This window comes from Streptomyces sp. PCS3-D2, from assembly GCF_000612545.2.
GTDB lineage: Bacteria > Actinomycetota > Actinomycetes > Streptomycetales > Streptomycetaceae > Streptomyces.
The window spans coordinates 1,729,644-1,756,129 of sequence record NZ_CP097800.1; the positions used below are offsets into that span (position 1 = coordinate 1,729,644).

17 protein-coding genes are annotated in these 26,486 nt (G+C 72.0%); 8 read left to right on the forward strand and 9 right to left on the reverse strand.

Features of this window, described 5'->3' with window-relative positions; translation table 11 throughout:
• Nucleotides 1-67: 67 nt before the first annotated feature.
• The 3 genes from AW27_RS07210 to AW27_RS07220 all read right to left on the reverse strand — a co-directional run bounded on the left by AW27_RS07210 (nucleotide 68) and on the right by AW27_RS07220 (nucleotide 2,447).
• Nucleotides 68-247 carry a hypothetical protein gene (locus AW27_RS07210; RefSeq protein ID WP_052029985.1) on the reverse strand — a complete coding sequence of 60 codons (180 nt, stop codon included), beginning with the start codon at nucleotides 245-247 and terminating at the stop codon, nucleotides 68-70.
• A 69-nt stretch (nucleotides 248-316) separates the two neighbouring features.
• Nucleotides 317-1,870: an SPFH domain-containing protein gene (locus tag AW27_RS07215; protein ID WP_052029984.1), complete on the reverse strand. Its 1,554-nt coding sequence runs from the start codon at nucleotides 1,868-1,870 to the stop codon at nucleotides 317-319.
• A gap of 70 nt (nucleotides 1,871-1,940) precedes the next feature.
• Nucleotides 1,941-2,447 (reverse strand): hypothetical protein, encoded by a 507-nt coding sequence (locus AW27_RS07220; RefSeq protein ID WP_037915121.1) that lies wholly within the window; start codon nucleotides 2,445-2,447, stop codon nucleotides 1,941-1,943.
• Nucleotides 2,448-2,657: 210 nt separating this feature from the next.
• On the opposite strand from AW27_RS07220, the gene AW27_RS07225 reads away from it, so the two are divergent.
• Nucleotides 2,658-2,921, forward strand: a complete 264-nt coding sequence (locus AW27_RS07225; RefSeq protein WP_037917677.1) for a hypothetical protein — start codon at nucleotides 2,658-2,660, stop codon at nucleotides 2,919-2,921.
• A 169-nt stretch (nucleotides 2,922-3,090) separates the two neighbouring features.
• Here AW27_RS07225 and AW27_RS07230 read toward each other — a convergent pair whose 3' ends face one another.
• The 4 genes from AW27_RS07230 to AW27_RS07245 form a co-directional block, all read right to left on the reverse strand.
• Nucleotides 3,091-4,332 carry a TIGR02679 family protein gene (locus AW27_RS07230; protein WP_037915118.1) on the reverse strand — a complete coding sequence of 414 codons (1,242 nt, stop codon included), beginning with the start codon at nucleotides 4,330-4,332 and terminating at the stop codon, nucleotides 3,091-3,093.
• 116 nt (nucleotides 4,333-4,448) lie between these two features.
• The gene (locus AW27_RS07235) at nucleotides 4,449-8,615 is read right to left on the reverse strand and encodes a TIGR02680 family protein (protein WP_037915114.1); all 4,167 of its coding nucleotides are present in this window, start codon (nucleotides 8,613-8,615) and stop codon (nucleotides 4,449-4,451) included.
• On the reverse strand, nucleotides 8,612-9,883 hold the full coding sequence (locus AW27_RS07240; protein ID WP_037915112.1) for a TIGR02678 family protein: 1,272 nt from the start codon (nucleotides 9,881-9,883) through the stop codon (nucleotides 8,612-8,614). The genes AW27_RS07235 and AW27_RS07240 overlap by 4 nt, the downstream gene beginning before the upstream one ends.
• On the reverse strand, nucleotides 9,880-11,451 hold the full coding sequence (locus tag AW27_RS07245) for a TIGR02677 family protein (RefSeq protein ID WP_037915109.1): 1,572 nt from the start codon (nucleotides 11,449-11,451) through the stop codon (nucleotides 9,880-9,882). The genes AW27_RS07240 and AW27_RS07245 overlap by 4 nt, the downstream gene beginning before the upstream one ends.
• 511 nt (nucleotides 11,452-11,962) lie before the next feature.
• Between AW27_RS07245 and AW27_RS07250 the strand changes: the two genes are divergently transcribed.
• From AW27_RS07250 to AW27_RS07280, 7 genes are all read left to right on the forward strand, one after another.
• A complete protein-coding gene (locus AW27_RS07250; RefSeq protein WP_037915106.1) occupies nucleotides 11,963-12,418 on the forward strand; it encodes a helix-turn-helix domain-containing protein in 456 nt (151 codons plus the stop codon).
• Nucleotides 12,419-12,672: 254 nt separating this feature from the next.
• Complete coding sequence (locus AW27_RS07255; RefSeq protein ID WP_037915103.1) at nucleotides 12,673-13,200, forward strand: M48 family metalloprotease; 528 nt, start codon at nucleotides 12,673-12,675, stop codon at nucleotides 13,198-13,200.
• Nucleotides 13,197-14,387: an MAB_1171c family putative transporter gene (locus AW27_RS07260; RefSeq protein WP_052029982.1), complete on the forward strand. Its 1,191-nt coding sequence runs from the start codon at nucleotides 13,197-13,199 to the stop codon at nucleotides 14,385-14,387. The genes AW27_RS07255 and AW27_RS07260 overlap by 4 nt, the downstream gene beginning before the upstream one ends.
• Nucleotides 14,384-15,574, forward strand: a complete 1,191-nt coding sequence (locus tag AW27_RS07265) for a cytochrome P450 family protein (protein ID WP_037915100.1) — start codon at nucleotides 14,384-14,386, stop codon at nucleotides 15,572-15,574. Before AW27_RS07260 ends, AW27_RS07265 begins: the two co-directional genes overlap by 4 nt.
• Before the next feature lie 415 nt (nucleotides 15,575-15,989).
• Nucleotides 15,990-17,204 (forward strand): serine/threonine-protein kinase, encoded by a 1,215-nt coding sequence (locus tag AW27_RS07270; RefSeq protein WP_052029981.1) that lies wholly within the window; start codon nucleotides 15,990-15,992, stop codon nucleotides 17,202-17,204.
• 121 nt (nucleotides 17,205-17,325) lie between these two features.
• The gene (locus tag AW27_RS07275; protein WP_037915097.1) at nucleotides 17,326-20,223 is read left to right on the forward strand and encodes a DEAD/DEAH box helicase; all 2,898 of its coding nucleotides are present in this window, start codon (nucleotides 17,326-17,328) and stop codon (nucleotides 20,221-20,223) included.
• A gap of 10 nt (nucleotides 20,224-20,233) precedes the next feature.
• On the forward strand, nucleotides 20,234-25,312 hold the full coding sequence (locus AW27_RS07280; protein ID WP_037915094.1) for a hypothetical protein: 5,079 nt from the start codon (nucleotides 20,234-20,236) through the stop codon (nucleotides 25,310-25,312).
• A gap of 57 nt (nucleotides 25,313-25,369) precedes the next feature.
• Here the strand turns inward: AW27_RS07280 and AW27_RS07285 are convergent, their stop codons facing one another.
• Nucleotides 25,370-25,573, reverse strand: a complete 204-nt coding sequence (locus AW27_RS07285; protein ID WP_037915091.1) for a DUF397 domain-containing protein — start codon at nucleotides 25,571-25,573, stop codon at nucleotides 25,370-25,372.
• Complete coding sequence (locus tag AW27_RS07290) at nucleotides 25,570-26,409, reverse strand: helix-turn-helix domain-containing protein (RefSeq protein WP_037915088.1); 840 nt, start codon at nucleotides 26,407-26,409, stop codon at nucleotides 25,570-25,572. Before AW27_RS07290 ends, AW27_RS07285 begins: the two co-directional genes overlap by 4 nt.
• Nucleotides 26,410-26,486: the final 77 nt, after the last annotated feature.

Sequence of the window (26,486 nt, forward strand, 5' to 3'; positions counted from 1 at the left end):
CGCAGCGCTTCCTTGTCCTCCCGTACCCGCAGCCGTCGGAACGGGCCGCCGCAGTCTCCCGGGGCGGTCAGTGTGCGCTCGTGACAGGACGGACGACGAGTTCGTCGACGTCGACCTCCGGCGGCGGGGACACCGCGTACGCGAGGGCGTCCGCGACGGCGGAGGCCGGCAACGCCACCGCCCGGGCCCTCGCCCTGCTCGGCGGCGGTGGGTAGGTCTGCGGGAGCAACGCGGGCAGGCCCGGCACGGGTCCTCCCCGCACCGGGCCCTGGGCCTCGGCGATCAGTCCGTCACGGCGGTCAGTCCGTGACGGCGGTCAGTCCGTGACGGGGATCGCTCCGTCCACGGGGACCCGTTCCGCCCCGGGGACCGGTGCCGGCCCGGCCGCGCCCGCCTTCCCGGCCTGGTCCGCGACCAGGCCGCGGAGCATGGCACCGAGGTCGACCCCGGTGGCGGAGCCCAGCAGTTCCACCCCTTGGGCCACGTTGTCCGTGACCGTGCGGGAGAGCTTGGAGGCTCCGTCGGTGGAGATGACGGTCATCCGGTCGATGGCGCCCAGCGGTTCGGCGGCCTTGGCGACGATCTGCGGCAGGGCCTCCACCATCATCTGGAGCATGGCCGCGTCCCCGTACTTCTCGAAGGCGTCGGCCCGCTTGTGCATGGCCTCCGCCTCCGCCGCGCCCTTGGCCGCGATGGCCGCGGCCTCGGCGTCGCCCTCCAGGCGGACGGCTTCGGCGACGGCGGCACGGCGTGCCCGCTCGGCCTCGCCGCGCTTGGCGCCCTCGATGGCCTCCGCCTCCGCCAGGGCCTGGCGGCGCTGCTTCTCGCCCTCACCGGTCAGGCGGGCGCGCTCCGCCTCCGCCTCGGCGGCCGCGATGGCGGCCAGGCGGTCGCCCTCCGCCTGCTTGACCCGGGCGATGCGCTCGGCCTCCGCCTGCTGCTCGGCCTCGTACCGCTTGGCGTCGGCGGGCTTGCGGACCTGCGTGTCGAGCTGACGGTCGGTCAGCGCGGCCTGTCGCTCGGCCACCTTCTCCTGCTCCGTGAGGATCTGCTGCTGACGGTCGGCGTCGGCGAGCGGACCGGCCGCGCTCGCCCGCGCCGCAGCCGCGTCGGTCTCTGCCTTGATCTCGGCCTGGCGCAGGTAGAGCGTGCGCTGCGCGACCGCGATCTCCTCCTCCGCCTTCAGTCGGGCCTGCTCCGCGGCCTGCCGGGCGTTGGCCTCGGCGATGTCCGCCTCCTGCCGGGCGCGGGCGGCCTCCGGGCGGCCCAGGTCCTCCAGGTACGAGCCCTCGGTGGTGATGTCCTGGATCTGGAAGGCGTCCAGGACCAGGCCCTGCCCGGAGAGGCTGGCCTCCGCCTCCTCCGCGACCTGTCCGGCGAACGCGGCCCGGTCCCGGATGACGTCCTCCACCGACATCCGGCCGACGATCGCCCGCAGTGCGCCGGAGAGCACCTCCTGGGTGAACCCGACGATCCCGTCCTGCTGCCGCAGGAACCGCTGCGCGGCGGCCCTGATGGCGTCCTCGGTCCCGCCGACCTTGACGATGGCCACCCCTTCGAGGTTGGCCTTGATGCCGCGCAGGGTGACCGCTCCCCGCACCGCGACGGGAATGTGCCGGCTGGACAGGTCCAGGCTGTACCGCTGCTGCACGAACGGGACGACGAACACGCCGCCGCCGACCACGACCTTCTGACCGCTGTTGTCGGTGAAGACCTGCCCGGTCTCCGGATCGGTGGACCGCTTCCCGCGGCGGCCCGTGATGATGAAGGCCTCGCTGGGACCGGCGACCTTGTACCGGGTGACGACGACCAGGGCCAGCAGGACCAGGAGTACGACGATCCCGATGGCCGCGACGGCGACTGGACTCATGATGGATTCCCCCTGCCTCCCCGAAGGGGCAGATCGGTGATGGACGTGAAGCGGATGGAGCGGTGCGCCGTCACTCGATGGCGCGGACGGCGACCGAGGTGTCCGACGGGGTCGCCGTCACCCAGATCTCGGCCCCGCGCTCCAGCGGGGCGTCGGCGGTAGCGGCGTACTTGACCGGCTGCCCCGCCAGCGACAGCAGCACCTCCCCGTAGCCGCCGTGCGGTATGGCGGTGACCACGCGTCCGGCGACTCCGACGAGGTCCGCGCGCTGCGGTGCACGCCCCCCGGCGTCACGCAGCAGCGCCCGGCTCAGCCGGTACGTCGCCCAGCCCGCCCCCGCTCCGGCCAGCGCGCCCGCGGTGGCCGCCGCTCCCGGCCCGAGTCCCGTGGACCCGAGCACGATCGCCCCCGTGAAACCGAGCGTCGAAACGAAGCCCGCGATCACCGGAAGCGACAGCCACCCGTCGAACAGTCCGCCCAGGATGCCCTCGAAAACCCCCTCCAGCACCCCGTCGAACACCAGCGCCACGGCCAGCACCACGATCCCCCCGATGCCGAGCCCGAGAAACCAGCCCATCGGACACCTCCCCCGTCTGGCCGCCGTTTCCGCCGGACACCGACAGATTGCCTGGAGGCCGCACCGGCGCACATTGCCTGCCGTCGGCAATCTTTATGCGTCTTTGACGCATACCGCCGTGCACGGCGACGCGCCGCAGGGTGTACAAGCAGGTGTACGAGCCCCGTGGCCGTGAGCGGCACGGCCCGGCCGAACCGACGGGAGGACCCGGTGGAACCGACCCTTCTCCTCGCCGCCGTGGTCCTGGCGGCCCTGGTGATCAAGACGGCGGTGGAGGAACTGGGGGAACCCGGCCGGGGCCGGGCCCGGTGGGCGTTCCTGCGGGACCGGCGGGCCTTGGCGGCCGGCGCGGTCGTCACGCTCGTGCTCGGCTTCCTGGGCTGGCTGCTCGGCGGCGGCGAGGGCCTGGTCTGGGGGTGCCTGGCCGGCGTCCTGGCCGCGTACGCCACGAACGCGCACGGGCGCGGCACGTAGACCGCGGGCTCGGCGACCGCGGGCTCGGCGACCGCGGGCTCGGCGATCGCGGGCTCGGCGACCCGCACGGTGTGCCCGCCCGGGTGGACGAGGCTCCCGCCGCGGTACCCCGCCGGTGCGGGCGCCGGCCGGTCCGGTGGTGGCCGGTCGGTTGGTGGCGGCCCCGGCCCTACCGGAGCGCTTCCCCGCCCGACCGCGCGAGGTCCCCCAGCAGCACGTCCAGCACGGCCTCCTCCTCGACGCGCAGGGCCTGCTCGCTGAGAGCGAGTGCCAGGTCCGGGTCCCACGGCGACGGCGCCGGTTTCCCGTCCAGGGGGCGCAGACCGGGTCCCCCGGCCGCCACCGCCGCACGGTAGTCGGCGGCGGTGTAGCGCCAGGGGCTCCAGGGCACGTGCCCCGACAGCGTCGTGGCGATGCGCAGGCCGCCCCAATCGAAGTCGCCGTGGTGGCGGAGAGCGGCGCCGAGCTCGTGCAGGCGGGTGAGCAGGGTCAGCGCGGCGGCCGACGGCTGGCCCTGGACGCAGACGAGCGGCAGGCCATCCGGTCCGTGCGTGTCCGCCGCGGCCGAGAGCACCGCGGGGTTCTCGCAGATGTGGACCACGGGCGGGGCCGTCCGGGGTGGACGGCGGGCGAGCTGCCGGAGGGTGAGTACGGACGGCTCACCCGCGTCGGCCGCCCAGTCCAGGGCCGGAGTTCCGCGGAGGTTGAGGGTGAGCACCGTCGAGGAGACGTCGTCCCGGAGCAGGCCGACCGAGGCCCACGCGACCCGCCGCCAGGCCGCTCCCGCGCCCTCGGGGTGCCCGGTCAGTGCGCGGGCGCCGGAGAGGGCGAGCGTGGCCACCGGCGTGCCGTCGTCGAGTGCGTGGGCGCTGCCCAGGACGTCGGCGGCGAACACCGCGAGCGACCGTGCCGGCGCGACGGGCAGCTCCCGGAGCACGCGGACCGTCTCCTCCAGGAGGGCACGGGCGGCGGTGGGGGTGCCGGCGAGACGGCGCACGAGGCCGCCGGCCCGCACCCGCCCGGCCCACGCCGCGTGGGCTGGAAGGTCCTCAGCCAGGTCGGTGAGAGGTGCGTACGCCTCCTCCCAGGCCTGTTGCTCGTTCCGGCGGGCCGTGTCGAGGGGGACGACCCGTCCGGTGAGTACGGTCACGGCCGCCCCCAGGCCCTCCGCGCTGATCCCCGCTCTGACCAGCACGGCGTCCACGGCGTCGAGCCGGACCGTGAGCGCCTTGCCGACACCGGGCGTCCGGCCCAGCAGCCTCTCGGCCGCTGCCCGCTCCGCCGGGCTCGGCGCAGCCAGCGAGACCGGCCCGGTCAGTGGCTGCCCGCGCTCCAGCCGCCGGCGCGCCCGCTCCACCAGCCAGGCCAGGTCGGCGCCGCCGAGCAGGCGGCGCAGGCGCGCTTCGTCCACCGGCGGACGGTCCGCCGGTGGTCCTGCCGCCGGTGGCCCGGCTGCGGGTGGCCCGGCCGCGGGTGGCCCGGCCGCGGGTGGCCCGGCCGCAGGTGGCCCGGCCGCAGGTGGCCCGCTCACACCCACAAGGCTTCCGGGTGCGCGGGACGCACGGGGTCCTCGCGGCGTGTGCGCGCCGTACCGTCCCACTCCCAGCGGGTGACCAGGACGGCGGCCACCTCGTCGACGCGCGCGAGCTGGGCGATGGCGATGCCCGGCACCTGCGGGTAGCAGGCCCACTCCCGTTCGCTGGTCATGACCACATCCAGGTCGAAGGCGTGCAGGAGCCCGAGGCACTTGGCCCGCGAATCGTCGTCCACCCCCGCGAACGCCTCGTCCAGGGTCACCAGGCGCGGCGCGTACGGGCTGCCCGCGCTCGCGTAGTGCGAGGAGGCCGCGGCGAACAGGGGAACGGACACGGCCAGCACGCGTTCGCCTCCGGACGCCGGTCCCGTGGCGGGCACCCAGCGGCCGTGCTGTTGGCGTTCGACCGCGAACTCGTGCCAGGAACGGTAGTCCAGGGCGGCGGTGAGGTGTTCCAGCCAGCTGCCCGCCGCGTCCTCGGTCTGCTGGCGGGCGATCTGCGTCTGTAGGAACTCGCCGACCGCGGACCGGTCCTCGGCCGTCCATGCGTCGTTGGTCTGGAGCAGGCGGCCGCGGGCCTGGGCGAGTCCCACCGGTGCCTTGCGGGAAGGCCGCCACACCAGGCGCAGCTTCATTCCGGTGGAGGTGGGCCTTTCCTCCAACTCCGCGTTCATGGCCAGCACCTGCCGTTCGGCGGCTGCGATCAGCTCCTGGAGGGTGCCGGCCACCTCGGTGATGAGGTGGGTTTCGAGGATCTCGCGCTCGTGTGCGGAGAGGATGCGGGTGAGTTCCGCGACCTCGGCCGCCAGCGCCTCGGCGAGTTCGGGTACGGCTCGCTCTCGGCCCTGGTAGACGATCTCCACGATCACGGCGTCCTCGACCATGCGGGCCGAAGCGGTGTTGCCGTGCCGGGACAGCGCGTCCTGGAGGGTCTTGAACTCCTCGCCCAGACGCCGCTGCACCCGTTCCCACGCACCGTCCGAGTCATCCGTCGTCGCCAGCTCCGATTCGAGGGCACGGGCCAAGGCGATGGCCGGGGTGGCTGCCCACGGGCCCTCGTCCGCGGCCGGTACGGCGAGGTCGGGCAGCGCGACGGCGATCAGGCCGGTGCCGGTGAAGCGCTGGAGCGCTGCGACGGCCTCCGAACGGGTCGCGGCGGCCTCGGTGACGGCCTTCTCCAGCTGTTCGATGCTCCCCTCGGCCCGGCTGGCCCGCCGGTCCGCCTCCGTGTGCTCGGTCCGGGCGCGCTGTTCGTCGGCCGTGCAGCCGCGCAGGGTGTCCGCGGTCTCGGCGAGCAGGCGCTCCAGCTCTGCGACGGCGGCGCCCACGGTCGACCGCAGGGTGGCCAGCCGTTCGTCCGCGGCGGCTGCCTCGCGGGCGGCGTCTTCCGCCCGTACGGCGAGTTCGGCGGCCCGCTCCCCGGCCCGGAGCGCCTCTTCGCGTTCGTCGTCCGCCTGCCGGGACGCCTCGTGCCGCTCGCGCAGGGCGGGCCAGAGTCCGGCCAGGACGACGTCGAGCTCGGCGAGGGCCTGCCGTACGGCGGCCAGCTCCGCCCGCTCCCGGGGCATCCCCACATCGGCTGCGGTCTCCCGCAGTTCGGCGGCGGCCGACTCGGCCCGCTCGGCAGCGGCCGTCACCTCGGCGGCCCGCCCGTCACGCCGGGCCCGGGCCCGGCGCAGGGTGCCGGCGGCGGCCGCGGCGTCGGCGTGCGCCCGCATCAGAGGTGCGTCGTCGGGCACGGACGCCAGCTCGGTGTCGAGGGTGTGCCGGCGGGCCGCAAGCACCTGGGCCTGCGCGTCGGCGGCGGCGGACTGCCGCTGAAGGAGGGAGAGTTCGGCGTGCAGGGCGGCGATCCTGGTCCGCCTCGCGGCTTCCCGCGCGCCCTCCCCGATGTACTCGGCAGCGGGTTTGGCCCACCGGCCGGTGAGGACGCCGACGCGGTGGCGTCCGTCCGGCGCGACCCAGGTGCCGTGGGGGACCGCGGTGCCCGTCGGGCCGGCGCCGGGTGCCTCCCCTTCGCCGGCCGGTACCGTGTCCTCGCGGGCCCCGCCGAGCCCGATCGCCTCCAGCAGGCGGGCCACCGCCTCCGTACCGACCGCCGCGGCCTGCGCGTCGCCGCGGTCCACGGCCGGGCGCAGTACGTCGGCGAGCGATGCCCCGGCGACCGGTCCGGAGTCCGGGGCGAGGATCACGTCATGGCCTTCCGCGGCGAGGGCCGCCCCGTCGGGGCACACCCACGCGTCCAGCAGCCCGGATGCCTCCAGGGCCGCCTCCAGCCCGGCGCGGTCCTGCTCCGCGACCTCTTCCCTGAAGTCGACGAGCCGCCACAGCGGAGCACCGGGCTGCTGGTCCCGCAGGCCGGGGGTCCTGGTGTGCGGGGCCTGCGGCCCGCGCCGGCCGCCGGACTCCAGGGCGGTGAGTTCGTGTTCGGCGTCGCGGGTCCGGGAGACCAGAGCGGCCCGGTGGTGCGCCGCCCGCGCCGCCTGGTCGGCGAGTGCCGCCGCGGTGGTGCGGTGTGCTTCGGCGGCACGGCGTCGCGCGGGGTAGGGGCCGTCCTGGTGCCGGGTCCACTCCTGGAGCTCGTCCAGGAGGCCGGCCGGATCGGCGTACACCAGCTCTCCGCACCGGTGCGCGTGCTCGCGTACGGCGTCGACCAGGGCCCGTCCGGCGGCCCGCGCCGCGTCCTGGGCGGCGCCCAGCGCCTCGGCGGCCTGGGTCAGCCCGGTCTCCGTCTCGTCGAGCCGGAGCACGGCGCTGCGGCGCCCGGCCGCCGCCGCCTCGGCCCGGTCGGCGAGCGCCTCCAGGTGCGTGAGCGTGCGGTGCCTGCGGTCGGTCGCTTCGGCCACCGCAGCCCGCAGGCCGGCAACGGCCTGCCCGGTGTCCGTGGGAAGGTCCAGCCGGGCCGCCGCAGCCGTCTCCCGGGCCCGGAGCAGCATGTCCTCGGAGAGCTCCCGGGCGGCCCTGAGCCTGTTCTCGGCGGCACCGAGGCGGCCGAGCGCCCTGGTGTGCCGATGCGATGCCTCCTCCTGGTCGTCGAGAGCGCGGGTACGGTCGTTCTCGGCCCGCTCCGCCGCCTTCGCCGCACGGTCCACTTCGCGGGCGCTGCGCATCTCGGGGCCTTCGCGCAGGGCTGCGTCGGCCGCCTCCAGCCTGGCCCGGGTCTCGGTGAGCGCGGCCACGCGTTCCTCCGCGGCGGCCCGGTCCCGTTCCGCACCGGCCTTCTCGGCCTGGGCCTCGGCGAGGGCGCGCAGGAGTTGCTCGTACTTGGAGTGTTCGCTGCGCGGAAGGCGTGCGCGGCGGCGGGCGGCCGTGCGGGCGTAGCGCCGGTAGTGGTCGAGGAACACCGCGGCCGCGCGTTCGGCCGCGCCGGCCGAACGCAGTTCCTCCTTCTCCTCGTCCAGCGAGCGGAAGGCCTCGGCCACGTCCGCGATGACGGCCTGGTCCATCGGGGGCAGGGCTTCGGTGAGGGCGCGGGAGAGGGCGGCCTCGTTGGGGCGCTTGGACAGCTGGGGCTGGCGCAGCTGGATGAGGAGGTCTACGAGGGCCGCGTAGCGCTGCTCCCCGAGGCCGAACAGCGCTTCGTCGACGGCGCGGCGGTAGGCCTTGGCCTGGTCGTAGACCCGGCCCCGGCCGGCGACGGCTTCGATGAGCCGGTCCCGGGACAGCACGGTGCCGGTGGCATCGAGCAGGCTCAGCGACCCGTCCGCGCGCGCGTCGGCCGGCCCGTGGTCGATCCGCTGCCCCGTCACGGCCCACCAGTGGCGTGCGATCCCGCGCCCGCTGACGGCCTTGAGTCCGCACAGGAGCGTGCGGAAGTGCTCCTCGCCGCTCGCCGCGTCGCGGCGGCCGAACTCCACCCAGGTGTAGCCGAGGCGTTCGGAGTGCGGGTGCTCACCGCCGAGCAGGAGGTTCCATTCCATCCGCTTGCCCGCGTCCCCGTCGGGTTCCACCCGGCGGGCGCTGAGGTCCCCGTCCAGGAGGAAGGGCAGGGTCAGGGCCAGCACCTTGGACTTGCCGGTGCCGTTGTTGCCGCGCAGCAGGAGTCGGCCGTCGCGGAAGTGGAACTCCTCCACGTCGTAGTGGAAGAGGTCGACGAGGCCCGTCCGCAGGGGCTGCCAGCGGGGACGCGCCGGGGCGGGGGGCTCTGGGCGGGTCGTCACGGCAGGTACGCCTTTCGCTGCGCCGGCACCTGCGTGGTACCGGAGGTGCGGGTACGGGGCCCGGTACCGGTGCGGGGTTCGAGCACGACGGTCTCGCCGACCGCGTAGCGGGCGAGCGCCGGGCGCGGCAGGACCCCGTCAGCGGTACGGGCGACCAGGCCGAGAGCGGCCAGCCGGGCGACGGCCTGCTCGGCCAGGTCGCCCTCGGCCCCCGGTTCACGGGCCGACTTGGACCAGAATCCGCCGTGCTCCGCCGCCAGTTCGACCACGCGGCGTTCGAGGTCGACCATGGGGACGACCAGGCCTCCGACCGCCGTCAGATATTCCGCGAGCAGCAGGGTGACGTGGCCGCGGGTCCCTGATTCCGGCATCCGGAGGTCGGTGAGGTCGTCCTCGGGGTCGACCATGGCGATGCCTTCGGCCCGCACTTCGGCGACCAGACCGGTCAGTTCGTTGATGCGGGCGGTGAGGAAGCCGCGCTGGCGCGTGAGGTATCCGAGCTCGGCGTCCGTCAGCTCGTCGTAGTAGACGACGGGGTCGTCGAGCAGCCGCCGGGTCAGCGAGCGGCGCATGGCACGGAAGCGCAGTTCGTCGCTGTCGAGGGCTGTTTCGGCGGCGAGTTCGGCGAGCCGGGCCTCCGGCGTTTCGGCCCGGACGGTGGAAGGTCCCCGACGGGTGGCGAGCAGACCGGCCAGGACGCGCCGCTCGACGTCGTACAGGACGTCGCCGGCTCCGCTGACGTACGCGTCCTCCTCCCCGGCGACGCGCCGCAGGACCCCGAGGTGGAGCAGCAGCCGGACGACCGCGGCCAGGTCGAGCCGTTCGTCACGGCGGTCCAGGGTGAACTCGATGCCCGCTGCGGCCAGTCGGGGATCCTTCGCGTCCAGCACGATCTGGTCCGCGAGGCGGCCCAGTGCGATCTGCGCCTCACCGCGTTCGAGGGAGGCCAGGGCGAGGCAGAGCAGGACGTACCGGCGGCGGCTGAAGGGGACGGCGCTGCGACTGACCTCGCGGGCCGGGTGCGTGGCGTCGTCCGGCACGCCGGGGATCCTGCCCAGCCGGGCCGTCTCGGCATCGACCTGGAGGGACCAGCCGGTGTTGCGGTCGAACCACTCGCGCAGCTCGCCGGCGTGCCGGCGGACCAGGCGGAACTCGTCGGCGTACGCGCCGTGCGCGAGCAGCAGCGGCTGCTTCAGCAGGGCGCGGGCGGCCTTGCGGCGCTCCGCGGCGTGCTGCCCGTCGAGTACTTCCGCGAGCGGGGTCGTCATCGCGCTCCGCCCCTTCCTGGTGTCTCGGTGAGGTCGACGATTTCGATGGTGTGGTCCGGGCCCGTGAAGGTCCCGTCCGGTGTGCGGACCTCGGCCACGGCCCCGTCGGCCGGTGCGGTGAGTCGGATCTCCATGGAGCCGTCGCCGCTGGTGGCCGCGGTGTACGTCATGCCGGGCCGCCAGGTGGCGAGCGCGTCGCCGAGGAGTTGGAGGAAGAGCCGGAAGCTGAGGGGGTCGAGCTCGCCGAGTCCGGACAGCCTGGTGATGCCGCGGGTGACCAGACGGGCCCGGGCGGCTGCCGTCTCGGCGGCCTGCTTGGCGGCCGTCTCGGCGAGCAGTCGGCGTGCTTCCTGCCGGTCCTCGACCCTGCGCGGTTTGCCGCGCCGCTCGTAGCTTCCCGTACGGCGCAGCTGCGGGCTGATGCGCAGGGGTGCGGCATCGGCCCAGGGGGTGGCCGCGGGCTCCGGACGGGCGCGGCGGGCGGCCAGCGTCTCCGCGTCCACGGTGAGGTGCCGGGCCGGGTACAGTCCGAAGGCGGTGCGCCACAGCCGGTGCCGGGCGTCGTCGTCGGGTGCCTCGGCGAACCAGCGTGCGAGGGTGCGGAAGTCGGCGGAGCGGTCCGATCGCCCCGCCCGCCGCTCGTTCAGCGACCGTACGACGGCCAGCAGTTGCGGGATCGCGCCCAGCGCCCGGCCGCGCAGCAGCCGGGCCTGCGACTCCCGGCCGTCCCGGCTGAGGAACCAGGCCGCCAGTCCTGCCCATCGGCCGGCCCACCGCTCGTACGCGGCCTGCGCCGCGTGGGCGGCGTCCTGCGGGGTGGCGTCCGCGGCCTCACGGGCGGCCGCGGCCCGCAGCAGCGGTTCGATGCTCCCCCGCTCCTCCAGCTCCAGGATCAGCCGGGCGATGCGCCCGCCGAGGGTGATCAGGTCCTGGATGAACCGTTCCAGGTACCGGATGAGCTGGTCCTTGTAGGCGAGGAAGACCTCCTCCCCCACGTCGTGCAGGTCGATGGTCCGCTGGAGGGAGCCCATGAAGGCCCGCGCGTTGTCGGCGAGCGCGCCGAAACGGCTCGCGAGGGCGTCCAGCGCCAGATGCGTCTTGGCCGGATCGGGCTCTTCCTCGGCCGCCAGCACGACCAGCGCCCGCAGTTGGGTCACGATGTCGTGCAGCGCGACGGCCTGCAGCGCGCCCCGCCGACCGAGCGCCTCGTCGTACGCGGACAGGGCCTGCTCCGCCGCCTCGCCCGCCCGCGTGAGCTGGTAGATGAACCGTTTGCGGTAGAAGTCCTCGACGGCGGTGACCCGCCCGGTGTCCGGGTCGGCCCGCAGGTTCCCCCAGCCCACCAGGCTGTCGAGGGCCTTGACCACCGTGTCCAGCTCGGTCGGCCGGTTCTCGCCGGCCAGCCCCGCGTACACGTCCTCGGGCCGCAGGTGTACGGCGAACCGCTCCTTGGCGTGGAGGAAGGCCCCCATCACCGCCCGGTAGAGCAGCACGTTCGGAGCGGTGAGATGCGCGAAGGGCCCGTACCCGTCGGGTAGGCACTCCGCCGGCGGAGAAGTCGTGTCCATTGCCCGCCATCCTCCTGGAGGGGCGACCGTGTTCGGCGGGGACTTGAGTACTTGGCCGATTCGCATCGGTCCTGATCGCGTCCGGACCGCGGCCAGCCGTCCTGCGTGCGTCGTGCGCGTCGGTCGTGCGTCTCGTCGGGTCGCGGACCGGCTCACCCGCGCACCGGCCCGGGCCGGCGACGCACCCGGCCAGGTGCCAGCGGGCCCGGCCTCCGGCCGATCGCGGCAGTCGGCGAACGGAACGGCGTCGGGCCCGTACCTCCCCCGCGTCGCCACGAGCCGAGGGCGCGGCGGCGGCGCTCCGGGCCGCCGGCCGAGCTCACCCCCGTGAAGCTCGACCTCGACCCGACCGACGCCGCCCCCTCGACACTTCAGTGGCGACGAGGCATTGGTAACGTACACCAGAGTGACTGTCCGGCGTCAACCAAAGTGTTGCCGGGGCCGGCCCGACGGGCTTCGAGAAACACTGTGGTGGGCAAAGACTCGGCATCACACCAAGGAGGTCGTACACGTGGAGGATGATCAGTCGCCCACCTTCGCCCAACTCCTGGACCACCTCTTCCGCGAGGTGCACCCCCCTTCCCGGGGGCCCTACACCTACGCGGAGGTCGCCGAGGGAATCCGCAAGGCTGCGACCGGAGAGGGGCGCGGGGTGACGGCCAGCGCCATCCAGCAACTGCGGACCGGCGCCAAGCGCAACCCCACGCGACACACCATCAAGGCCCTGGCCGACTTCTTCGGCGTACCGGCGGGCTACTTCGTCGACAGCGCGGCGGCCGAACGCACCAAGGCGGAGATCGGCCTCCTCGCCGCCATGCGCGATCAGGACGTCCGCAAGGTGGCCTTGCGCGCCAACGGCCTGAGCGTCGACAGCCTGAAGATGCTGTCCACCGTGATCGAACAGGCCCGCAAGCTCGAAGGGCTCACCACCGACGACAGCGCACAGGACCTCAACCTGGACGACTGAGCCGCGCTCCGGGCGGCGATCGCGCGATCGCACCCCGACACGACACGACACCCCCCTGTGGCCGATCATCGGCAGGGGGGCATCAGCCGTTTCCCGGAACAGGACGGCATTCCGGGCCGCACGGCACACCCCCATCAGGACCCCGCCCGTCCCGCGGAGCCGCGAACATGTCAGCATGGGGCGCGCGTACCGGGCTTCCAGGGTGAGGCCCCAACGGCCGACCGACCCCCGACCGGCGTCACCAGAGTGAGGACATGGACCTTGAGCAGCTTCGCGTCACGTGTGAGGCGCGTATCGAGGCACTCCGACTCCCGCACCGCTTCAGCACCCGCGACCTCCGCGACGCCGTGGCCGAACAACGCGGACGCCCCATCATCCTGCGCCCCCTGAGCACCCTGGGCGCCATGGACGCCCCGTGCGGCATCCGCCTGGAGACCCCGGACGCCGACCTGTTGTTCTACGAGGAGGCCACCTCCCCCCTCCACCAGAACCACATCCTCGCCCACGAGATCAGCCACATCATCTGCGACCACCCCGGCAGCCTGGAACTGGACCAGGACACCCTGCGCGCGATCGGGTTCAACCCCACCCTCGTCCAGCGCATGTCCGGCCGGACCAGCTACACCAGCGAGGACGAACGCGAGGCCGAGGTGATGGCCAGCGTCATCCGACAACTCATGTACCGGGGTCGCGAGGGCCCGCCCAGCCGGCCCGCCAGCGGCGCCGAGAGCTGGGACGCGCTGTTCGCCGAGCCACACAGGAAGAAACGCCACCGGAAATGATCAACATCCTCTTCACGGGCACGTCCGTCGTGCTGCTGTGCTTCGCCGCCTACTGGGTGCGAGGACGCGGCGGACACCGCCCCACGGGCACCTGGGCGATGGCGGCGCTTCTGACCTCGTTCGCCCTCGCCTTCGCCTCTTACGCCCCCGCCGTGGAGCGTGCGGTCGAATCGGTGGTCCCCCACGTCGCCCGACTCCTCAGCAACACCTTCACCCTGACGGCGGCCACCTCGGTCCTCGCCTTCCTCTTCCAGCTCAATCTGGACCGCGAGCGGGCCCACCGGCAGATCCGCCTGCGCGTCATCGCCCTCGCGCTCTCCGTCGCCGGCATGACCGCCTTCTTCATCGCCGAACAACTCACCGGACGAAACCCGGTGTTGTACGCCTGCTACGTACTCATCTACATCTCCTACCTGGGCTACACGGCCAAGGACTTCCTGCTGCAGACCTGGGCCCAGTCCAAGCGCTCGACGCGCCGCAGTCAGCGCTGGGGCCTGCGCACGACCTCGGTCGGCTGTGGCTTCGCCCTCGTCTACGCCGCGTACAAGCTCTTCGCCCTGGTCTCCATCGGCCTCGGCCTGGGCCTCGTTCCCGACCACGCCCGGTGCTCGACGCCGCTCACCCCCTTCCGCTGCACGTTCAGCGTGACCGCGCCCGCCGTCGCCGTCCTCCTCATCACCGTCGGACTCACCCTCCCCGCCCTGCTGTGGCCGCTCAGCCGGCTGCGCCGCCGCCGCTGGGAGCGGAACTCGTTCACCGCGCTGGAACCCCTGTGGCGGGAGGTCACCTCGGCGGTCCCCGAGGTCGTCCTCGACCCGGAGAACACCGGGGCCGACGCCCACGACCTCGACTTCCACCTCCACCGCCGGGTCATCGAGATCAACGACTGCGTGCTGGCCCTGCGCCGCTACCGTCAGGCGTCGGTACGGGACGCCGCGGCCGCCGAGGCCGCCCACCGGGGCACGGCCGGCACCCCCGAGGGCGACGCCGAGGTGGAGGCGGCAGTCATCGCCGCGGCCGTCGCCGCGAAGCACGCCGGAGCCACTCCCGCGGGTGAGGAGGCCCCGCCCGCCGCCGGCACCGCCTCCCGCAAGGGCGACCTCCAGGCGGAGACCGCATGGCTGCTGCTCGTGGCGGACGCCCACGCACGGCACCGGGCGCCCGAGCCCACGGGCGCGGCCTCGTGACCGCGCCGCGCCGGGACCCCCTGCGCGACCCGCGCTTCTTCGCCGACCCCTACCCCACCTACGACCGGCTGCGCGAAGGCTGCCCGGTCCGGCGGATCCCCACCGGCTCCGGCGGACACCAGGCGTACGTGATCACCGGCCACTCCGAGGCCCGCGAGGCGTTCGCCGACCCTCGCCTGTCCAAGGACACGGCCCGCTTCTTCGCCGACCGCCCCTCGAACCGCGACCTGCACCCGGCGATCGCCCGCACCATGCTGGCGAGCGACCCCCCGGCGCACACCCACCAACGACGGGTGGCGACGCGGCTGTTCACGACCGGCCGCGTCCGCGAACTGCGCCCGTTCATCACCCGGGTCGTGGACGGCCTCATGGCCGCGTGGCGACCGGGGGCGGACATCGACCTGGTGGCGGACCTGGCGGTGCCCCTGCCGGTCACCGTCGTCTGCGAACTCCTGGGCGTACCCGAGGCCGACCGCACCGCCCTCGCCGACTGGTCCCACGCCCTCTTCGACGCGACCGACACCGACCGCGTCGACGCCGCGTCACACCGGATCGGCGACTACCTCACCGACCTCGTCGACACGGCCCGCACCGCCCCCGGCGACGGCCCGCTCCACTCCCTCCTGCGCGACTGCGACGAGGGCGGCCTCGACCGGGACGAGACCGTCTCCCTGGCCGCCCTCCTGCTGGTCGCCGGTCACGAGACCACCACCCACTTCATCGGCAACGCCGTGCTGGCCCTGCTCCGGCACCCGGAGGCGTTCGACCGCCTGCGCCGGAACCCGGACCTGGTCCCCGGCGCCCTCGACGAACTGCTCCGCTTCGACTCCCCGGTGAGCGTGGCCACCTTCCGTCACAGCACGGAGGACCTGAGCGTCGGCGGGATCGACATCCCGGCGGGCTTTCCGGTGCTCATCGCCCCCGGGGCCGCCAACCGCGACCCGGCGGCGTTCCCCGACCCGCACCGCCTCGACCTCGACCGCGACGCCGGCGGCCACCTCTCCTTCGGCCACGGCATCCACCGCTGCCCGGGCGCCCCCCTGGCCCGGGCCGAGGCGGACATCGCCCTCCGCACCCTGGTGACCCGATTCCCGAACACCCGCCTGGCCCTCCCCGAGGAATCCCTGACCTGGCGCCGAACCCGCCTGACCCGCGGCCTGACGGCCCTCCCCCTCACCCTCGCCTGACCCACCCCACCCCACCCACGGCACCCGCCCCCGACCGGAACCCGTGCGCGCTCCGCTCGCTGCCTCGGCGATCTCGATGAGGCGTCGCCGGGGTCCGGCGACGGTGGCGTCGGCGGTGGAGCACAGGGGCCGGTGCCGCTCGTCGGCCGCCGCCACCTCACGTGCCGCCTCTTCGGCCCGCTGGGCGGGATCGATGACCCGCTTCTCCGCATCGGCCGCCTCGGCGACCTCGGCGGGGCGCCCTGGCAGAGCCTCAGTTCACGGGAACGGTTCTCGATCACCCCTGGCTGTATCCGGCCAGGGCGTGGGCGGTCCGACCGGAACCCGACCGCATGTCGGACACCGCCGATACCCTTGCCCCGTACGCACGCGACCGTCGCGCGGCCTTCGGTAGATCTTCGAGGTGGGGACCAGAGTGAACGCAACGCCGCTGAGTCCGGACGATCCGGCCGAGCTGGGCGGGTTCACGCTGCGGGGACGGATCGGCCACGGCGGCATGGGCCAGGTCTACCTCGGTGAGTCCGCCGCCGGCGAGGCCGTCGCGGTGAAGGTGATCAAACCCACGGTGGTCGATTCGGAGACCCGGCAGCGGTTCGCCCAGGAGATCGAGGTCCTCAAGACGGTCTGGGGGCCGCGCGTCGCCGCGTTCGTGAAGGCCGACACGGAGTCGGAGCAGCCGTGGCTCGCGACCGAGTACGTGGAGGGCCCCGATCTGCGCCGGCTCCTCGACACCAGGGGTGTCCTGTCGCCGCTGGCGGCCGCTTCGCTCGGTGCGACCCTTGCCGAGGCGCTGGCCGGAGTCCACGGCCAAGGGCTGCTGCACCGGGACCTCAAGCCGGCGAACATCCTGCTCGGCCCCAACGGCCCCAAGATCATCGACTTCGGCCTCGCCGTCTTCGCGGAGTCCAGCGCCTCCCTCACCGCGCCGAACATGGTGATGGGCACCCCTGCCTGCATGTCTCCGGAGCAGGCGAACGGGGAGAAGCCGCTGACCGCCCCGGTGGACGTGTACGCGCTCGGGGCGGTGCTGCTCTTCATGACCACGGGCCACTACCCGTACCAGGCCGATCACGTACAGGTGCTCTTCAGTCACATCGTCGACCCCGACAAGGCGCCCGACCTGTCGGGAGTGCCCGCGGAACTGGTCGGTCTCCTGTCGTCCATGCTCCGGTACGCGCCGCACGACCGTCCGACGATGGACGAGGTGGTCACACAGTGCGTGGCGGTCATCAAGGCGCACGGGGCGACCGTGGCCCAGGCCCGACGGCAGTTGGCCTCGCTCACCACGGTCGCGTACGAACCGCCGGAGCCCTCCCCCGCACCGGCTCCCACCCCGCCGCCCGCGGACGCCGTGCCCTTCGCCGAGGCGCCGACGCTCCCGGCCCCGACTCCCGCGACCGTGGCACCGACCGTCCCGCTGCCGCAGCAGTCCGCCTCCCCCGCCCACCCTCCGGGCTACACCCCGACGGTCGCGGCCACCACCCCGGACGCCGAGCCCGCAGCCGAACCCCCGGCGCAACCGGCGCCCGCACCCGTGCCCGTGCCTCTCGCCGGCCCTCGACGTTCCGCCGCCGCGCTCCGGATCGCGACCCAGTTGCGGGAGACGTACGCGGCGACGGCGCCGTTCTGAGCGGGCCGGCCGACAGCACGGCACCGGGGAGGCCCGGACGGAGGCGACCACCGCCCCTTGTCCGGGGCCGTGGCCCGCACGAAGATCTACACAGTTCAGCAGCTATCAGGAGGTACCGCGGGTGACCGCCCAGCAGTCCAGTCGGCAGCCCGCCCCGGGAACCGGTACGAGTCTCCCGCCCGGCGCCCAGATCGTGGTGCGCGATGAGGAATGGCTGGTCAAGAACGTCACCCGGACCGATCACGACGGCGACCGGATCGAGGCCGTCGGGATCTCCGAGTTCGTCCGCGATCAGGAGGCCGTCTTCTTCACGGGCCTGGAGCGCACGCGCGACGGCGCGCCCGGCATCGAGCTGATGGACCCCGCCAAGACCACCCTGATCGGCGACGACTCCCCGAACTTCCGCCGCAGCCGCCTCTTCCTCGAAGCGATCCTGCGCAAGACCCCCCTGCCGCAGTCCGAGCGCGGCCTGGCCCTCGCCGACAGCTTCCTCCTCGACGCGCTCCCCTACCAGCAGCGGCCCGCGCAGCTCGCGCTCTCCGGCCGGAACCTGCGCCCCCGCATGCTGATCGCGGACGTCGTCGGCCTCGGCAAGACCCTGGAGATCGGGCTCACCCTGGCGGAGCTGATCCGCCGCGGCCGCGGCGAGCGCATCCTCGTCGTGACCCCGCAGCACGTGCTGGAGCAGTTCCAGCACGAGCTGTGGACCCGGTTCGCCATCCCCCTGATCCGCCTCGACTCGGCGGGCATCGAGCGGATCCAGCGGGAGATCCCGGCGGGCCGCAACCCCTTTACGTTCTTCAAGCGGGTGATCGTCTCGATCGACACCCTGAAGAACACCGACCAGTACAAGCACCATCTGGAGCACATCCGGTGGGACGCCGTCGTCATCGACGAGTCGCACAACCTGATCAACCGCGGTTCGCTGCGCAACCAGCTCGCGCAGCTCCTCGCCCCGCAGACGGACGCTCTCATCCTCGCCAGCGCCACCCCGCACAACGGCAACGCCCGCTCGTTCGCCGAGCTGATCGCGCTGCTCGACCCGGCGGCGATCCGTGACCCGGAGCGGTACTCGGCCGAGGACATCAAGCACCTGTTCATCCGCCGTACCAAGGTCAGCGCCGAGGTCCGGGAGAAGATGTCCGGCCAGTGGGCCGACCGGGGCCCTTCGGAGTCGGTGCACTGCGCGGCCACCCCGGCCGAGGAGAAGATCTTCGAGGAGCTCGCGCAGGTATGGCTGCCCGCCGAGGGCCGCTCCGTGAGCGAGGTCCCGCTCTTCCCGTACACCCTGCTCAAGTCCTTCCTCTCCTCGCACGCCGCCCTGAGCTCGACGGTCGAGACCCGTATCAAGACCCTGGAGAAGAAGAACGACCCGGACGCGACGGCCGCTGAACTGGCCGCCCTCCAGCGCCTGCGGAAGCTCACGGCCGGTCTGACCGTCCAGGACTCGGCCAAGTTCACCGCGCTCGTCGAGCAGTTGAAGGCCATCGGCGTCGGACCGCGCAGCGAGACCCGGGTCGTGGTCTTCTCCGAGCGTGTCCAGACCCTGGAGTGGCTGCGCTCCACCGTGCCGGCCGCGCTCGGCTTCAAGGGCAAGGCCCTGGAGGAAGCCGCCCGTGTGATGCACGGCGGCCTCTCCGACGAGCAGCAGATGCAGTGCGTGGAGGATTTCGGCCTCGCCGACACCCCCGTACGCATCCTCTTCACCGGCGATGTGGCCTCCGAGGGCGTCAACCTCCACCGGCAGTGCCACCAGCTCGTCCACTACGACGTTCCGTGGTCGCTGATCCGCATCGAGCAGCGCAACGGCCGTATCGACCGCTACGGGCAGGCCCACCAGCCGCAGTTCCGTGCCCTGATCCTGACCAGCGAGGTGGACGGCGCGAAGGACGACCGCACGGTCGCCGAGCGGCTCCTCGAACGGGAGGACGAGGCACACCGCTCGCTCGGCACGGCGGAGGCGGTCTCCGGCCTGTACCGCGCGGAGGCCGAGGAGAAGTCCCTGATCCAGGACCTGCTCAAGGGCCGCACGGTCGACGAGTCCCTTCAGCACACCGCCGAGGAGGCGGGCGGTGCGGACGACTTCCTCGCCGGTTTCTTCGCCCAGGTCGACGACGCGTCGTCCGCCGAGCCCGCCCGGGAGGCCACCGCGTCCGGTTCCGCGGCGCCGGGAGAGTCCTCGACCCCGCCGACGGCCCACGTACCGCGGCTCTTCACCACCACCCGCGAGTTCGTCGACGAGGCGGTACGGGAGGTCTTCCCGGACGCCCAGCAGTCCCTCGGTATGGATCGCGACCCCGAGAACGGCCTGATCTCCTTCAAGCCCCCGACCGATCTGGTGCACCGGCTGAAGGCCCTGCCGCCGGACTACCGCCGCGAGCAGCGCCTGAGCGAGCGCCTCCTCGTCACCCTCAACCGCAAGCTGGCCGACCGCGCCCTCGTACGGGCCCGCGAGTCGGGCACCTCCAGCTGGCCGGAGATCTCCCTGCTCACCGACCTCCACCCGGTGGTGGAGTGGCTGACCGACAAGGTCCTCGTGAAGCTGGGCCGCCAGGAGGCCCCGGTGATCACAGCCGACGTCGAGGCTCCCGTGTACCTCGTGCAGGGCATCTACTCCAACGCCCTGGGCCGCCCCACCGTCGTGAAGTGGATGGCCGTCACGGGCGAGGACGTCACCGACGACATGGTGGGCACCCTGCGCGAGGCGGGCATCGGCCCGACCATGGCCAACCCCCTGCACGCCCACGACGTGTACGGCCTGCGGGCCGGCATCCCGGCGGCTCTGGAGGCCGCCGAGGCCTTCCTCTCGCGCCACAGCGCGGAGTGGGACAAGGCCCTCCTCGCCCCGATCGAGGAGTACCGGCAGCGGCTCGGCCAGTGGGAGCAGCCCACCCTCGCGGGCGAGGAGACGAAGGACGAGCTGTCCCGCCTCGCCGACTCCCTGCTGACGACGGGCCGCCCGATGCTCCGCGTCCTGGCCGTCCTCGACTCCGCCCACGGCTCCGCCGCGCACGCCTAGGAGAATCCCCATGACGTACGACTCCCTGGTCAACCGCGGTGACTACTTCTCCGCGCACTATCTGGCCGAGGTCTTCCCGAAGGACCTCAAGTCCGGGCTGCTCGCGGCCTGGAAGACCCGCGAGGAGGAGGCCAAGTCCTCGGACTCCGCGGATCTGGAACCGGACCCGGACGCCCTCCCGGTCACCCCCCGTCTGGGTCTGCGCGCCCTGCGCCGCCCGTACTTCCGTACCCGCGCCTTCTTCGCGGAGGCGGCGGCCGGACAGGACGACACGACGACGTTCGACGCGCCCGAGTGGCGCGAGCGTGCGGCCTCCCTCAACGCCTCCGTCCTGCGCGCCTTCGGCTACGACGCCAAGCCGCAGATCCTGACGGTGTCGCGGGCGGACCACACGTACGAGATCCCCGTCGCGCACGCCGAACCGGGCCTGGTCGCCGTCGACTGCGGCTGGGCGGCCGAACCGGACGCCGCCCTGGACCCGGACGGCCCGGGCCGCCTCCTCACCCCCGTCCCGCTGGACGCGTCCTCGTCCCTCCGTACGGGCTCGAAGCTCGCCTCGTTCCTCTTCGCGAGCGAGGACGCCCCGCGGTACGTGCTGCTGCTCGCCGGCGGCGTGATCGTCCTCGCCGACCGGGCGGCGTGGGGCGAGGGCCGCTACCTGGCGGCTTCGCTGGACACCGCCCTGGACCGCAACAACACCAAGGACGGCCAGGAGCTCGACACCCTGGCGGCCCTCTTCGGTGCGGACTCGCTGCGCACTCCGGAGGAGGGCGGCGAGAATCCGCTCGCCGGGCTCGTCGACAAGTCCACCAAGCACGCGGTGGGCGTCTCGTCCGAACTCCGGGACGGCCTGCGCGAGTCGGTGGAACTCATCGCCAACGAGGTCCTGGAGCGGATCACCAGCCATGAGGGTGTCCGTCTGGAGGACGTGAAGGAGCTACCCGAACTCTCCCGGCAGCTCACCCGCGAGTCGCTCCGCTACCTGTACCGCATTCTGTTCCTCCTGTACGCGGAGGCCCGCCCCGAGCTGGGCATCCTGCCGTCGGACTATCCCGAGTACCACCAGGGGTACGGCCTCGGGCGACTCGGCGAACTCGTCGCGGAACGCGACCTGGTGGGTGAGAAGGCCCGCGAGGGCTTCTACCTGTACGAGTCACTGGACCTGCTCTTCGGCAAGGTCCAGGAGGGCTACCGGCCGCGCCGCACGCACGGCGTGGCCGGGAAGGACGCCGGGAAGGACTCCGAGGACGTCGGCCTGCGCTTCGAGCCCCTCCACTCGAAGCTCTTCGAGGCGGAGTCGATCCGTCTGATCGGCGCGGCGTCGGTCAGGGACCCCCGCCACGACGAGGACGCGGACGACGGCCCCCACCACCTGGACACCCGGCTCCGCAACGCCACCCTGTACAAGGTGCTGCGGAAGCTGATGCTCACCCGGGGCAGGAAGGGCGAGCGGGGCGGCTTCATCTCGTACGCGCAGCTCGGCATCAACCAGCTGGGCGCGGTGTACGAGGGCCTGATGTCGTACGCGGGCTTCATCGCGGGCGAGGAACTGTACGAGGTCGCGAAGAACGGCGACCCGAAGGACGGCTCCTGGCTGATCCCCTCCTCGAAGGCCGACGAGTACGCGGACTCCGTGTTCGTACGCCGCCGGGACGAGGAGACGGGCACCGACGTCCGGGTCCGGTACCGCCCGGGCTCGTTCGTCTACCGCCTCTCCGGCCGCGACCGCCAGACCTCCGCCTCGTACTACACGCCGGAGTCCCTGACGAAGGTGACCGTCCAGCTGGCGTTGCAGCACCGCCTGGACCAGGACGACACGGTCACGGAGGCCCGGGAACTCCTGGACTGGAAGATCTGCGAGCCGGCCCTCGGCTCGGGCGCGTTCCTCAACGAGGCCATCAACCAGGTCGCGGCCGAGTACCTGCGCCGCCGCCAGGACGAAACCGGCCGTGCCATCGACACCGAGCAGTACCCGGTGGAGCTCCAGAAGGCCAAGGCGTACATCGCCCTGCACAACTCCTACGGCGTCGACCTCAACTCGACGGCGGTCGAGCTGGCCGAGGTCTCGCTGTGGCTGAACACCATGCACCCGGGCATGGAGGCGCCGTGGTTCGGCCTGCACCTGCGCCGGGGCAACTCGCTGATCGGCGGCCGGAGGGAGATCTACGGGCCGGACCGCCTGAAGAAGGGCGGCTGGCTGGGCGCCACCCCGGAACGCTTCCCGCTGACGGAGGCGGCGTCCGGCCTGCCGACGGGTTCGGTCCACCACTTCCTGCTCCCGGCGAAGGAGTGGGGCGCGGTCGCCGCCGAGAAGGAGGCGAAGGCCCTGGCCCCAGAGGAGGCGAAGGCGCTGGCCGCCTGGCGCAAGGCGATCACCAAGTCACCGAACGCGAAGCAGACGACCCGGCTCCAGGGGCTCGCGCGCCGGGCGGAGTGCCTGTGGCAGCTGGTGGTGCGGCGCCTGGAGATCTCCGAGCGGGACATCAGCCGCAGGATCGACGTGTGGGGCGCGGAGCCGGAGTGGCTGCGGCAGCCGGTGGAGGCGGTCCAGCGCGAGGAGGTCCTGGCGGACCTTGAGGCGGTCGACACCCCGTACTGGCGTCTGAAGACCCTGATGGACGCGTGGTGCGCGCTGTGGTTCTGGCCGGTGCAGGAAGCGTCGCTGCTGGACGGTACGAATCCGCGCTATCGGCATGCGGCGGAGCTGGCGGAGCAGTCGGCTGCGTATGAGGTGGCCGTCTCGGGGGCGGAGGAGGACGACGAAGACACTGGCGTCCTGATGTCCTGGGAGGAAGATGCCCTCCCCGGCTTCGGCGTGGAAACCAAGCAGCTCTCCCTCACCCAGGAGGACGTGGCCAAGCGCCGAGTGGGCCGCCGCAAGGAGTCCCTTGCTGAGCGTCGCCGCGCGGTGATCCCGCTGGCGAACCTGGACGACTGGCTGGACTTCGCGGAGTCACTGCTGGGGACGCAGGACGTGGCGTCAGAGTCCCTGGTCGCCGAATTCGAGTCTCTTACTGAGCTGACCCCGTACGAGGACGCGCTGCCCGACCTCATGGGCATGGACCGCTCCTACTGGCTGGAGTCCCGCTTCCCGTGGGCGGCCAAGTCAAGGGACATCGCCACCCAGCAGGGCTTCTTCCACTGGGAGCTGGAGTACGCCCAGGTCTTTGAGTGCGGCGGCTACGACTTGCAGGTGGGGAATCCCCCGTGGGTCCGTCCCGACTGGCAAGAGGATCTAGTCCTGGCCGAGTGGGAACCATGGTTCACCCTCTCCGAACGACCCGACGAAACGGAATGGCGCGCACGAAAGACAGAAATTCTGCACAAATACGGGCGCGAGTTCTTCCTGTCAGAGCTTTCATTCAGCGCCAGCACGGCTGCGATTCTGGCATCTGCGACCACTTACTCCCTCCTTTCAGGCACCCGTCCAGACCTCTATCGCGCGTTCATGTGTCAGGTGTGGACCAACCTTGGACCCCAAGGAACTGCGGGCATGATTCACCCCGACACTCACTTTGGAGGCATCAAAGAAGGCAGGCTGCGCGAAAAAGCGTACCGCCATCTCCGAGTTCACGCAGATTTCGTGAACAGAGGAAACCGATTCTTCCCGCCCCCGGTTCACCGAAATAAGCATTTTGGCATGCACATTTACGGGGCCGACCGAACGCCGGAGTTCTCCCACTTGAGCTGGCTCGTCGAGCCTTCCACACTCACTGGATCACTCAACCATAACGGCCATGGATCAACCCCGAGCACACGTTTCAACGACGACTGGGATGCACGACCCCATCTCGCCCGAGTTATCTCCGTAAATCTCGAAACGCTAAGCCAGTGGAACCTGCTAGCAGGAGACGACGAAACATCGCCACAGGAGGCGGCCCTCCTTTATCCGGTCACCGTAGACGAACAGGGCGCAATTGAAGCACTCGCAGGCTACCGCAATCGGGTTCGAGCCATTCAGCCCTGGATCTCGATCGGACTTTTCGAGCACACGGCCCGCCGATCCTCGCTGATCAAATGGAATACACAAGACCCAAGCTCCTGGGAAGACGCCGTCCTTCAGGGCCCACTTTTCGGGATCAGCACCCCCTTCGCAAAGAAGCCTAATATTCCATGTCGGGCCAATAACGACTACACGGTCTATGATCTCACAAGACTTCCAACATCGGCCGTACCTCGGGTGAATTACATCCGCGGAGAGGACAAGGAAGCATATCGCACCGCCCATGATTCATGGGATAGCAAGCCTTCTACAGATTATTTTCGATTGGTCTGGCGCGATATGGTTCCACCCAGCAACGAACGGTCCCTCTTCGCCGCTATTTACCCACCGGGGCCCGCTCACGTTCACGCCGTGCGAAGCATGCACGCAGGAACAAACACTCTAACGGCGCTTATCGGAGGGTTCTGGGCTGCATTGCCATCGGACTATCTCTTGAGAATCACTGGCCGTGGACACATGAGCGTTGCCGAAGCCCAAGCCATGCCTGCTCCGACCCCCGACCATCCGCTAGCCGCCCCACTGCTCCTGCGTAGCCTGCGATTGAACTGCCTCACCGACGCGTACTCGCCCCTGTGGCAGGAGTTGTTCCACCCTAGCTGGCCGGGGTATGAGGGGTGGGCCCACACTTGGTCAAACCTAGAGCCGCTCGCAGGGCACCTCTCCAGCACATGGGAGTACGGGACGCCCCTCCGCACTGAGTACGAGCGTCGAGCCGCGCTCGTCGAGCTTGATGCGCTCGTGGCTGTCTGGCTCGGGATCACCGCCGATCAACTCGTCGCAATTTACAAGTCTCGCTACGCCGTGCTCTCCGACTATGAGGCAGAGATGCATTTCGACGCCCGCGGTCGCAAGATCGCCCGCAACCACAATACTTACGGCTACGGCCAGGCCAAGGAGACCTACCAGGCGCTCCTCGATCATCTGCACAACCCGGCCGCCGTCCCGCCGCCCGAGGGGTACACCGCGCCCTTCTACAAGGCCGACCGGGAGACCGAGATGCGGGCCGCGCACGCGCACTTCCAGGCGCGGCTCGACGCGGAGATCGCGGCCGGCCGGTGGACACCGCCCGCGAAGGCTGACGCGTAACAACAGACGAACGGGCCGCGCCAACCGAACTTGGCGCGGCCCGCGTTGTCGTACAGGTCAGCGCGACGCGTAGGCGACGAACGTCGCCCACTGCTCCGCACCGAAGCCCAACGTGCCCCCGCCGTTGTTCTTTGAGTCGCGGACGAAGACTGAGCCGACGGCGTTCGCCACCTCCACGCACTCGCCGCCATTCCCCGCGCTGTAGCTGCTCTTGAACCAGGCCAAGTCCTCAAGCGAACGGCCAGCGTTTACCTTGCTCATGTCTCTCCCAGCACCTTCTCGATCAGGGCCTGTGACTCTCTCGGCGTGAGCGCCTGCGCCCGGATGATGCCGTACGCGGCTTCCAGCTCCCGCACCTTGCCGCGCTCCGAGTGAACGCGGCTGTCACCTTGCACCTCCGCGTAGGAGATCCTCCGCCCTTCCTTGGTCTCCATCAAGGTGAACGGTCCGGCAAGCCCGGCGTGTTCCTCACGTTCAATCGGCATCACCTGGATCGACACGTTGCGCCGCTGGCCTGACAGCAGGATCTGCTCCAGCTGTCCGCGCATCACGCCCCGCCCTCCTAGGGGGCGCCGCAGGACCGACTCTTCGATCACGAAGCTGATCGTGGGCATCGGCGTCCGCAAGAAGATCGCCTGCCGCTCCAACCGGGCCGCGACCCGTTCCTCAATGGTCGCCTCGTCCAGCAGCGGCAGCCACATCGCGAACACCGCCCGCGCGTACTCCTCCGTCTGGAGCAGCCCCGGCACCGCCTGGACCGCGTACACGTGCAGCTCCACGGCCTCCTTCTCCAGCTTCGCCGCACCCCGGAAGAACGCCGGGTACTGCGCCCGCGCGACCTCCTCCTTCATCTCCCTCAGGATGCCGCGCGCGCCGAGCAGTTCGTCCGCCTGGTCGATGAACTTCGCGGGCGGGATCCGCCGCCCCTGCTCATACGCCGCGATGGTCGACGCCGAGTAGCCCGTCCGCGACCCGAGCTCCGGCCGTTCGAGCCCCGCCCACTCCCGGAACCCCTTCAGTTGCCGCCCGAAGACCTGGAGGATGCCCGTCGCCCCCGGTTCGCCCTCGTACTCGGCTTCCGCTTCCCGATCGTCCATGATCCGCGCCTCCCGCGCCCAACGCCCCGGCCGTCCCACCGGTTACGCCCCGCACCGCCGACACCCTCCGCACCGAC

What these genes read in the sequence shown, in the direction of transcription:
- AW27_RS07215 (WP_052029984.1), bottom strand. Translation starts at nt 1,870, where the DNA reads ATGAGTCCAGTCGCCGTCGCGGCCATCGGGATCGTCGTACTCCTGGTC.
- AW27_RS07220 (WP_037915121.1), bottom strand. Translation starts at nt 2,447, where the DNA reads ATGGGCTGGTTTCTCGGGCTCGGCATCGGGGGGATCGTGGTGCTGGCC.
- AW27_RS07240 (WP_037915112.1), bottom strand. Translation starts at nt 9,883, where the DNA reads ATGACGACCCCGCTCGCGGAAGTACTCGACGGGCAGCACGCCGCGGAG.
- AW27_RS07245 (WP_037915109.1), bottom strand. Translation starts at nt 11,451, where the DNA reads ATGGACACGACTTCTCCGCCGGCGGAGTGCCTACCCGACGGGTACGGG.
- AW27_RS07255 (WP_037915103.1), top strand. Translation starts at nt 12,673, where the DNA reads ATGGACCTTGAGCAGCTTCGCGTCACGTGTGAGGCGCGTATCGAGGCA.
- AW27_RS07260 (WP_052029982.1), top strand. Translation starts at nt 13,197, where the DNA reads ATGATCAACATCCTCTTCACGGGCACGTCCGTCGTGCTGCTGTGCTTC.
- AW27_RS07280 (WP_037915094.1), top strand. Translation starts at nt 20,234, where the DNA reads ATGACGTACGACTCCCTGGTCAACCGCGGTGACTACTTCTCCGCGCAC.
- AW27_RS07285 (WP_037915091.1), bottom strand. Translation starts at nt 25,573, where the DNA reads ATGAGCAAGGTAAACGCTGGCCGTTCGCTTGAGGACTTGGCCTGGTTC.
- AW27_RS07290 (WP_037915088.1), bottom strand. Translation starts at nt 26,409, where the DNA reads ATGGACGATCGGGAAGCGGAAGCCGAGTACGAGGGCGAACCGGGGGCG.